This is a genomic window from Pontibacter silvestris (assembly GCF_020907275.1).
Lineage (GTDB): Bacteria > Bacteroidota > Bacteroidia > Cytophagales > Hymenobacteraceae > Pontibacter > Pontibacter silvestris.
In genome coordinates this window covers 1-994 of sequence record NZ_JAJJWI010000087.1, presented here as the reverse complement: position 1 = coordinate 994, position 994 = coordinate 1, and the positions used below count along the sequence as shown (strand labels likewise).

Below are 994 nucleotides of genomic sequence, written 5' to 3'. Positions count from 1 at the left end.
TGTCGGCAGACCAGGTGCGGGATCGGCTGTCTTTGTACTGCCCGCCGCCGGCGTTGATGAGCATCGGGTAAGAGGTGGCGGCTGGCGGTGTTAATGATACAGTCGCCGTTTGAGGCATCATGTCAGCCAGGGTGGCGTTCTCATTCCCCATCCTGATCTCGTCGTAGTAAAGCACTCTCTTCTTTGTGTCAGTGGTCTTGCTGTAGTTCCAGTCAGACTTGTAGATACCGACCTTCCATCTAGGGGAGTCAAAGCTGGAGTCGTAGCTGTTTGCTCCTGCGTAGCTGACCACCTTTACCCCGTTCTGCCAGATCTCCAGCAGCCCGTCTGACCCGTGCGAGTGCTTGATGTGCACCACGAATGTCTGCCACTTGTCTTTAACCAAGGGGCCCAGTTCAAAGGTTTTTGTGTTGTCGGGGTCTTTCCTGTTGTCAAACAGCAACCTGTCCTTTATGACTCTAAAAGAAGAGGAAGGATTTTTGCCGCCGCCTTGGTGCCACTGTGTGATCACGTCCTGCTTGGTGTCATATTGCCAGTCGGAAGAAGGGAAGTAGACGGAAAACGCATACCATCTGTTCAGGTTGTCCTGAACCGGGAAGAGCACCTCTGTTCTGGTGCCGCTGCTGACCATGGGGTCTGTGTCGCGTAGTTCGAAACGGCCTGATTTGCTGCCGGTGTAGGTTATGCTGGAGACCTGCTTGAAGGCATGGTCCGGGCCGAATTGCTGCCTAAGGCCGGAGAATATGGTGCTGTTCTCAAAGGTTTCTTCAAAGAGTATTCTGGAAGAAACTGCAAGGCTTGTGTTCTCAGAGGCTAATGCTTGGCTGGGGGTGATTTCCTCCAGTTCTGTTTTGTCGCACGCAAATGTGACTGCCCCAATTAATAGGGACATTAGTAGGTTACTAAATCTTGATTTCATTATGGCTTGGCTAAAAGTTGAAATATTTAAATTGGTCTATGGGTTTTACTTAATGAAATTATTAGGATTATTTAA

Annotated in this window: 1 protein-coding gene; it reads right to left on the bottom strand. The window is 50.0% G+C overall.

Going from position 1 to position 994, the window contains the following annotated elements; translation table 11 throughout:
• A partial coding sequence (locus LN995_RS21670) for a polysaccharide lyase (RefSeq protein ID WP_229963183.1) occupies positions 1 to 919 on the bottom strand: 919 nt, incomplete at its 3' end.
• Positions 920 to 994: the final 75 nt, after the last annotated feature.